Genomic DNA, 8,158 nt, shown 5'->3' with positions numbered 1-8,158 from the left:
CCTATAACCGGTGCTGGAACTGACCGATGAGCAGTTTGCCACCATTTGTTGCCAAAACCCTGATCTGCGGCTGGAGCGATCGCCCCGTGGAGAATTAATCATTATGCCCCCTGAAGCCGCGATCGCCCCTCGGCACGTCTCTGGGAAGACTGGCTCCCCGGCTTCGTGCTGGGGGGATTATTCCGAAGAGAGGGCAACCAATAGCTGGGGATCAACCTTGAGACGGATAGCTAAGGTTTGTAGGTGCCGGCGATCGCCCTCGCCGAGGTACCTACCCTTCTGCCCCAGTTCACCCACCAGGGTATAAAGCTGCTCCTGTGCCCGATCCAGATTCAGGTTCAAACCTAGGGCATCCCCGATGGTGATCAAGTCCTGAAGCAGGGGACTCAACTGGCTAAGGGTGTCACTGTTGAGGTGATGGGCAAGGTAACGCAATCCAGTGCTAATTTGCTGCTCGAGGAGTCGCTGTTGCTCCTGAAGGCTAAGGTGACAGCCCAACAACCGTGCTTCGCGGGCGATCGCCGCCAATTCTGCCAAATGGTTTTGTAGATCTGCCAAGGGCAAATCACCGAGATCGCTCAGGTCTTGCTCTAAACTCCGCAAGTGGCTAATGGCACGATGGGTCAACGCCACCGCTGCCGCGACTTGCAATTCTTGGGGCACACTCAGGCCATCCCGCTGAAACCCCATGAGGATGCCGTAGTTATCACGATAGACTTGAGTATAAAGCTGATCCAAGCGGGTAAGGGTTTCCCGCGCCAGCACCCCCATGAGGCGGTGTCGTTCCTCAGCAAAGAGATCGTCCAAGCTGTAGGCTACCCCACCAAAGCGTTCCGTAATCGCCATCACTACCCGCGCCGCACTCCCCTGTTGGAAGGTTTGCAGGAGATGGGTCTTGATCTGGCTATAGTCGCGCCGCCCTTGGAAGGGTTGAATCGCACAGTGGAAATCCCAACCCCCCAAGTGCAAGACAGCAAAGATCAGCAGTTGTGACTCGGTTGTAATCGTCGAGGTGAGTTTAATTTGGCCGATCGCCAAGGTCAGGCTGCCCATGCGTTGGAGATGATAATCCCCCTGCTCAATCTCATAGCAGTACAGTTGATGTTGGCGGGGATAGCTATTAAAGAGGGAACTCATGGCATAGTGGGCAGCCACCTGCTGCAAGCTAATTTGAGCCGTTTTCACCAACTGGTGATAGACCGTTGCCCCATTGCCAAACTGCGGCACATTACTGGGGGCGGCGGCCAGACGCTCAATAAACTCCGGTTCCAACTGTACGCCGGCGACATCCCCTGCCAGTTCGATCGCCCGCGCCGCATAGCGGAGAATTTGCACCCCCTCAGGCCGCGAGAGTTCATCAAAGAACCACCCACAACTGGTAAACATCAGCAGGGCATGGTGCTGCATCTCCAGCAGACGCAGGGCATCAATTTGCTCGCTTTGACTCAGGGGGTGGCGTTGGTGGTGTGCCAAAAAGCGGTGCAGGGTCTCCGGAGAGCGATCGCTCAGCACCTGAATATAGGCATCGCGGGCCGCCCAAACATCCTCAAATAGCTCAACCCCAAGGGTTTCATAAATGTCAATTAGCTCATCCCGCAGCCAGTTCAGCGCATCCCGCAACGGGCGCCGCCACAGTTGCTGCCACTCGCCCCCACCGCCGCAACCACAATTGCCCTGCCAGCGATCCACGCCATGGGCACAGCTCCACGCCGTGACGGGTTTGAGTTCCACCTCCCATGTGGGCGGAAACAGGCTGAGGTAGTAGGCAAAGTTAGTGATCTGCCAGCCCCGCTGTGGAAATTCCACCTTAAAGGCATAGGCGAGGGCTTTTTCACCGCCATACTTGTGATGGCCGAAGGTCTCGCCATCAGTGGCAACAGCAATAATTTGACTGGGGCGATGATCACCGCGCACTGCCTGTCCCAACCGTCCCGCTAGAAATTGCGAGCTAGCGAGCAGGTCACTAAAGCCTATGTCCCGCGAAATGGGGCCATCGTAGAAGAAAATGTCGAGGTAATCCCGCTGGCGATCGCCCCCCGGCAAATAGCAGCGATAGGGACGTGTCGGATCAATTTGGCTACCGCTGACTTCAATCCACTCGCTTTCACCGTCGGCAAGAATGGGACGACAGCGTTGGGCTTGGGAAGGCGCCAAAATTGTAAAGCGAATCCCCTCTTGAATCAGGGCAGCTACAGTTTCATAGTCAATAGCCGTTTCTGCGAGCCACATCCCCTCCGGTTCGCGGCCAAACCGTCGCTGAAAGTCCGCCTTGCCCCAACGAATTTGCGTGAGTTTATCGCGGTAGTTGGCCAAGGGCAAAATCATGTGGTTATAGACCTGGGCGATCGCGTTGCCGTGGCCATTAAAGCGCTGACAACTGTGGCGATCGGCCTCAATAATGCGCTGATAGACCTCGAGATCGTAGCGTTCGAGCCAACTAAAGAGCGTCGGGCCGATATTAAAGCTCAGGTATTCAAAGTTATTGACAATATCAATGACCTCACCGCGATCGTTGAGAATCCGCGCAAAGGCATTAGGGCGATAGCACTCGTAGTAAATGCGCTCATTCCAATCGTGGAAGGGCTGGGCACTGGGTTGGTGTTCAATGGCATTGAGGTAGGGGTTTTCGCGGGGGGGCTGATAGAAATGGCCGTGGATGGTCACGTACACCCCAAGGGCTCGCAGTTGATCAGCAGCAGGGGAAAACACGGTCGGCATCACATCTGTTGGATTCAGCATGCAGATCAACCACAAGACAACACATTTACTTTCCTTGATCATCAGCGATCGCCCCAAGGGCTCGGCCGCCTGTGACGAAACTTTAAACTCCGCAAGATTCAGTTACGCTAGGGTACCACCAGGACCGGACAGGGCGCCAAATTAATCACCCGGTTGCTGACACTTTCTTGGAACCCCTCTGGGGTCAGCCCCGTTCCCCGGCAACCCATAATAATCAAACTGGCATTGATCTCATCGGCCACATCACAGATAACAAAGGCAGGCTTACCGCGCCGTAGCAGTGTTTCCGCCACAATTGCGTGTTGGGCAAAGGCTTCCTTCACGCGATTCAAAAATTCAGCGATCGCCACCTCTAGCTCCGCATCCGGTTCTGGGGTTTCCTCCACCGACAGCAGAAACAACTGACTCTGAAAAAGTTTCACCATCTCAACCACGGTGGGCATGACTTCTTGGGTATCACGGCTACGGTCAATGGGAAAAAGAATGGTTTTGAACATAGAGTTCACCTCATTGGAATCAAGTGGAAGGGCCCGCCCTTGGGTAGAATGAGGGTCAGGTGAGGGATTTGTAGCGCATCACTCCATCGCTAGCCGGGATTGTTATGCCCCTAGTACTATCATCTACGTTTTAACGCATATAGGAGGCTCTAGCGTGTCTAAAAAATCCGTGGCGCAGTTATCTGCTGCCGACTTAGAAGGAAAGCGTGTCCTCGTGCGGGTTGATTTTAACGTTCCTGTCGATGAAAATGGCATCATCACCGACGATACCCGCATCCGCGCCGCACTGCCGACAATTCAAGACCTGATTAGCAAAGGCGCCAAGGTGATTCTCGTCAGCCACTTTGGCCGTCCCAAGGGCGTGGATGATAAACTGCGCCTCACCCCCGTGGCTCAGCGGCTTTCGGAACTGCTCCACAAACCCGTGGCCAAGCTCGATGACTGCATTGGTGATGCCGTGGTGGCTCATACCCAAGCAATGGGCAATGGGGATGTCTGCCTCCTTGAAAATGTGCGCTTCCATCCGGGAGAAGAAAAAAATGATCCTGAATTTGCCAAGCAACTGGCGGCCTGTGCAGAAGTCTATGTCAACGATGCCTTTGGCACTGCGCACCGCGCCCATGCCTCAACTGCTGGGGTGACGCAATACCTCAGTCCCTGCGTGGCGGGCTTTTTGATTGAGAAAGAACTGGAATATCTCCAAAATGCCATTGAGCATCCCCGCCGTCCCTTGGCCGCGATTGTGGGGGGATCGAAAGTCTCTTCTAAGATTGGTGTCATTGAAGCCCTTTTAGAAAAAGTGGATAAATTGCTGATTGGCGGCGGCATGATCTTCACTTTCTATAAAGCGCGGGGGCTGAATGTTGGCAAATCCTTGGTGGAAGAAGACAAGTTGGAGCTAGCCAAACACCTCGAAGCCAAAGCCCAAGAAAAAGGGGTGGAGTTGCTTTTGCCCACAGATGTCGTGGTGGCGGATAACTTTGCCGCCGATGCCAATAGTCAAGTGGTCAGTATCGAAGCGATTCCCGATGGCTGGATGGGTCTGGATATTGGGCCTGCTTCGGTCAAACTCTTCCAAGAAGCCCTCGGGGATTGCAAAACAGTGATCTGGAATGGCCCAATGGGGGTGTTTGAGTTTGATCAATTTGCCAAGGGCACAGAGGCGATCGCCCGCTGTTTAGCTGACCTCACCAGTGAGGGCGTCTCGACGATTATTGGTGGTGGCGATTCTGTGGCAGCGGTTGAAAAAGTGGGTGTCGCCGATCGCATGAGTCACATCTCCACGGGTGGGGGGGCGAGCCTTGAACTCCTCGAAGGCAAAGAACTCCCCGGTATTGCCGCCTTGGATGATGCCTAGGGGATAGATCATCGCCAATAGGCTGTGATCAAATCCTCCGAATCAAAGCATTAAATTCATGAAATTTGTGAATGCCCCATCGTTTCATCCATGGGGCTTTTTTGTTCTCTGAGGCGATATTCAGACCTTTGGACGCCGCGATTTGTTAATTTTTCTAACAACTGTCGCTGCCCCAAACAATCCCGTCAAAGGGGATGGAATAGGCTAAAAAGCTGATGAATCAAGGGTTTGAGGAATTTCTAATGGATAAAAGTGCCTGAAAACCACATATCTTAAAGGTTTCAGGGTTCCAGTTGGAGTCTGGCTATTCTAGAATGAGGCTTGAAAGCAAGCAGAGGCAAGGGTTTCGTGCCTTTCACCCATTTGTTACTCAATTAAACAACCTTTAATGTTTCTGTGGAGTTATCCCCATGAATAAAGCTGAACTCGTGGATGCTGTGTTTAGTCGCGCCCATAGCACCAACAACGTCACCAAAAAGCAAGTCGAGGCTATTATCTCAGCCACCGTTGAGGAAATCATGGAGGCCGTGGCCAAGGGAGAAAAAGTGACACTGGTGGGCTTTGGCGCCTTTGAACCTCGGGAGCGCAAGGCCCGTGAAGGACGCAACCCCAAAACCAAAGAAAAAATGCAAATCCCAGCAACGACTGTTCCCGCCTTTTCAGCAGGGAAACTCTTCAAAGAAAAAGTTGCACCGCCTGCGGCTGCTGAACCGGCTGCCAAGGCCAAGAAAAAATAGTCTGAATGCCCCCCTCCCACGGTGGCAATTTAGCTTGGGCGGCAGCGATCGCTGGCTGTGCTCCCGATGAGATCTTGGATTTCTCTGCCAGTCTCAACCCTTGGGGGCCTCCTGACTCAGTGATAGCCGCCCTTCAGGCTGCCCTGCCCACGATTCGTGACTATCCGGATCCCAATTGCCGTCCCCTGGTGGATGTCATTGCCACCCTGCATCAACTACCGAGGGATTATTTTTTAGTGGGCAATGGCGCGGCGGAGTTATTGACTTGGGTAGGTCGCGAGTGTGGCGATCGCCAGCAGATTTATCTTATTACTCCTGCCTTTGCTGACTACCGGCGGGCACTGGCGGCTTTTGCTGGCTCGATTGTGCCCATTCCCCTAGCACAGGTGCAAAGCGGCTTTGGGGCGATCGCGCCCTCCTTAACACCTGAAGATGCCATCCTCATTAACAATCCCCATAACCCCACCGGACATCTCTGGTCGCGGCATCATCTCCAGCCCTTGTTAGAGACGGGTGCCTTAGTGGTCGTGGATGAGGCCTTTATGGACTTTTTGCCGCCGGCGGCGAGCGAGTCTCTAATCGCGGCTGTACCTGAGTACCCGAATTTAATCATCCTGCGATCGCTGACGAAGTTCTATAGCTTGGCGGGTCTGCGTTTAGGGTATGGTGTGTCGTCTCCAGAACGTTGGCAACGTTGGCGATTGTGGCGCGATCCTTGGAGTGTGAATCGCTTGGCGATCATTGCGGGTGTGACGGCTTTGGGGGATCGCCCCTTTCAGGACCAGACCTGGGCATGGTTACCGCCAGCCCGCCATGCCTTTGCGGCGGCTCTGAACGCTGTACCTGACTTGAAGGTGGTGACTGAGAGCAAGGCAAACTTTCTACTCCTGCAAGCAACGGACTCCATTTTGCTCCTGCAAACCTACCTCCTCCAGCAGCATCGCATTTTGATTCGTGATTGTTGCAGCTTTCCCGAATTGGGCGCCTCCTACTTCCGGGTGGCGGTGCGCCGTGACAGCGAAAATCAGCGGCTTCTCGAGGGTTTGCAGGCTTATTACCAACGCCAGTAGGAATTGCATCCCCCAAAGCCAAGGTGGTATAGTAGCAGTACTTAAGGGGGCGTGGCGGAATGGTAGACGCTGCGGACTTAAGCAATTGAGCCTTAGTAGAGAAATCTATTAAGTGAATGCTCTCAAATTCAGGGAAACCTACGTTTGTCCATAGGACAAATATGGCAATCCTGAGCCAAGCCGTTTCTCAACCCCAAACTGGAAACGGAAGGTGCAGAGACTCGACGGGAGCTACCCTACCGTAGATCCTCTACGCGGGTAAAGGGAGAGTCCAATCCTCAACGCCCAAGGGGTGGTCGCGAAAGCGGCAGGAGGATGAAAATCCGTTGACCTTAAACAAGTCGTGAGGGTTCAAGTCCCTCCGCCCCCACCAAGCCATTTCAGGGCCATTTCAGGATCGTCATTCCCCAGGGTTGACCCACTTTTCAAGGCACGATGAACGCAGAGTACCGGCAACGACAACAGCAGTTTTTGACGAAACTGGGCACAGGTGTCGCTGTTTTCTGTAGTGCCCCGCGCGCCATCATGCACAATGATGTGGACTACAACTTTCGCCAAGAAAGTAACTTTTATTATCTCACGGGCTTTAATGAGCCAGAGGCCGTTGCTGTTTTTGCGCCCAACCACAGTGAGCATCGCTATGTCCTCTTTGTGCAGCCCAAGGATCTCAGCCAAGAGATCTGGACAGGGGCACGCCTTGGGGTAGAAGCAGCCAAGGAGCAATTAGGCGCCGATGCCGTATATCCCATTGGTGAGCTCGAGCAGCACCTCCCTCGCTATTTGGAGACGGGGGATCCGCTGTATTACCACTTTGGTCACAATGAGCGCTTTAATCAAGTGATTTTCAAGCACTATCAGCGACTGCTGACGACGCTGCCAAAACGGGGCACAGGCCCACGGGCGATCGCTGATCCCAGTATTCTCTTGGCACCGATGCGGCAAATTAAATCAGCAGCAGAACTGGCCTTGATGCGCCAAGCGATCGCCATCACTGTCGAAGCCCATCAGCGTGCCCGCGAAGTGGCTGCCCCCGGTCGCTGGGAATATGAAATTCAGGCCGAGATAGAGTATCTCTTTCGCCTACGGGGGGGCGATGGCCCGGCCTACCCGCCGATTGTTGCCTCTGGGCCGAATGCCTGTGTGCTTCACTACACCAAGAACCAACGGCAAATGGCAGCAGGAGATCTACTTTTAATTGATGCCGGCTGTGCCTATCGCTACTACAACGCCGATATTACCCGAACCTTTCCTGTGAGTGGCCAGTTCAGCCGCGAGCAACAGGCGATCTATGATATTGTCCTTGCTGCCCAAAAAGCCGCCATTGAGCAGGTGCAACCGGGAAATACCTACAACCAAATCCACGATGCGGCTGTGCGGGTGATTGTTGAGGGTCTGGTTGACCTTGGCCTGCTGCGCGGTGCGATTGATGATCTGATCAACGAAGGCAAAGAGAACAATACCCAGAAATATCGCACCTTCTTTATGCATGGCACCGGTCACTGGCTGGGTCTCGATGTCCATGATGTCGGTCTCTACAAACACAACCAAGAAACATGGGTAACGCTGCAACCGGGTCAAGTGCTGACGGTCGAGCCGGGGATTTATATTCATCCTGAGGCAACCCCCGCTGAGGGTCAGCCCGAGATTGGCGATCGCTGGCGCGGTATTGGCGTGCGCATTGAAGACGATGTCCTAGTAACACCCGAAGGACACGAGGTACTAACGGCAGCGGTGCCCAAATAGTCATTGAAGTCATTG

Annotated in this window: 6 protein-coding genes and 1 pseudogene; 5 read left to right on the top strand and 2 right to left on the bottom strand. The window is 54.0% G+C overall.

Annotated features, from left to right (window positions below):
• A pseudogene (locus tag IGQ15_RS00455) lies at nucleotides 1-112 on the top strand (Uma2 family endonuclease); the annotation flags it as partial.
• Nucleotides 113-177: 65 nt separating this feature from the next.
• Here IGQ15_RS00455 and IGQ15_RS00450 read toward each other — a convergent pair.
• Nucleotides 178-2,718: a DUF3536 domain-containing protein gene (locus IGQ15_RS00450; protein ID WP_363315750.1), complete on the bottom strand. Its 2,541-nt coding sequence runs from the start codon at nucleotides 2,716-2,718 to the stop codon at nucleotides 178-180.
• Nucleotides 2,719-2,846: 128 nt separating this feature from the next.
• Entirely contained in the window at nucleotides 2,847-3,236 is a 390-nt protein-coding gene (locus IGQ15_RS00445) for a universal stress protein (protein ID WP_297047565.1), read from the bottom strand.
• Nucleotides 3,237-3,390: 154 nt separating this feature from the next.
• Here IGQ15_RS00445 and IGQ15_RS00440 point away from each other — a divergent pair, with 154 nt between their 5' ends.
• The 4 genes from IGQ15_RS00440 to IGQ15_RS00425 all read left to right on the top strand — a co-directional run bounded on the left by IGQ15_RS00440 (nucleotide 3,391) and on the right by IGQ15_RS00425 (nucleotide 8,143).
• Nucleotides 3,391-4,593 carry a phosphoglycerate kinase gene (locus IGQ15_RS00440; protein WP_297047562.1) on the top strand — a complete coding sequence of 401 codons (1,203 nt, stop codon included), beginning with the start codon at nucleotides 3,391-3,393 and terminating at the stop codon, nucleotides 4,591-4,593.
• A gap of 410 nt (nucleotides 4,594-5,003) precedes the next feature.
• Nucleotides 5,004-5,330: an HU family DNA-binding protein gene (locus tag IGQ15_RS00435; protein WP_297047559.1), complete on the top strand. Its 327-nt coding sequence runs from the start codon at nucleotides 5,004-5,006 to the stop codon at nucleotides 5,328-5,330.
• 5 nt (nucleotides 5,331-5,335) lie between these two features.
• Nucleotides 5,336-6,400, top strand: a complete 1,065-nt coding sequence (cobD, locus tag IGQ15_RS00430) for a threonine-phosphate decarboxylase CobD (RefSeq protein WP_297047557.1) — start codon at nucleotides 5,336-5,338, stop codon at nucleotides 6,398-6,400.
• Nucleotides 6,401-6,835: 435 nt separating this feature from the next.
• Nucleotides 6,836-8,143 (top strand): aminopeptidase P N-terminal domain-containing protein, encoded by a 1,308-nt coding sequence (locus IGQ15_RS00425; protein ID WP_297047554.1) that lies wholly within the window; start codon nucleotides 6,836-6,838, stop codon nucleotides 8,141-8,143.
• Nucleotides 8,144-8,158 lie beyond the last annotated feature (15 nt).

This window comes from Thermosynechococcus sp. M98_K2018_005 (assembly GCF_015295825.1).
In the GTDB taxonomy this organism is placed as follows: Bacteria; Cyanobacteriota; Cyanobacteriia; order Thermosynechococcales; family Thermosynechococcaceae; genus Thermosynechococcus.
The sequence above is the reverse complement of the archived record's forward strand: the minus strand, read 5'-3'. Positions and strand labels throughout refer to the sequence as shown.

What these genes read in the sequence shown, in the direction of transcription:
- IGQ15_RS00450 (WP_363315750.1), bottom strand. Translation starts at nt 2,718, where the DNA reads ATGCCGACCGTGTTTTCCCCTGCTGCTGATCAACTGCGAGCCCTTGGG.
- IGQ15_RS00445 (WP_297047565.1), bottom strand. Translation starts at nt 3,236, where the DNA reads ATGTTCAAAACCATTCTTTTTCCCATTGACCGTAGCCGTGATACCCAA.
- IGQ15_RS00435 (WP_297047559.1), top strand. Translation starts at nt 5,004, where the DNA reads ATGAATAAAGCTGAACTCGTGGATGCTGTGTTTAGTCGCGCCCATAGC.
- cobD (WP_297047557.1), top strand. Translation starts at nt 5,336, where the DNA reads ATGCCCCCCTCCCACGGTGGCAATTTAGCTTGGGCGGCAGCGATCGCT.
- IGQ15_RS00425 (WP_297047554.1), top strand. Translation starts at nt 6,836, where the DNA reads ATGAACGCAGAGTACCGGCAACGACAACAGCAGTTTTTGACGAAACTG.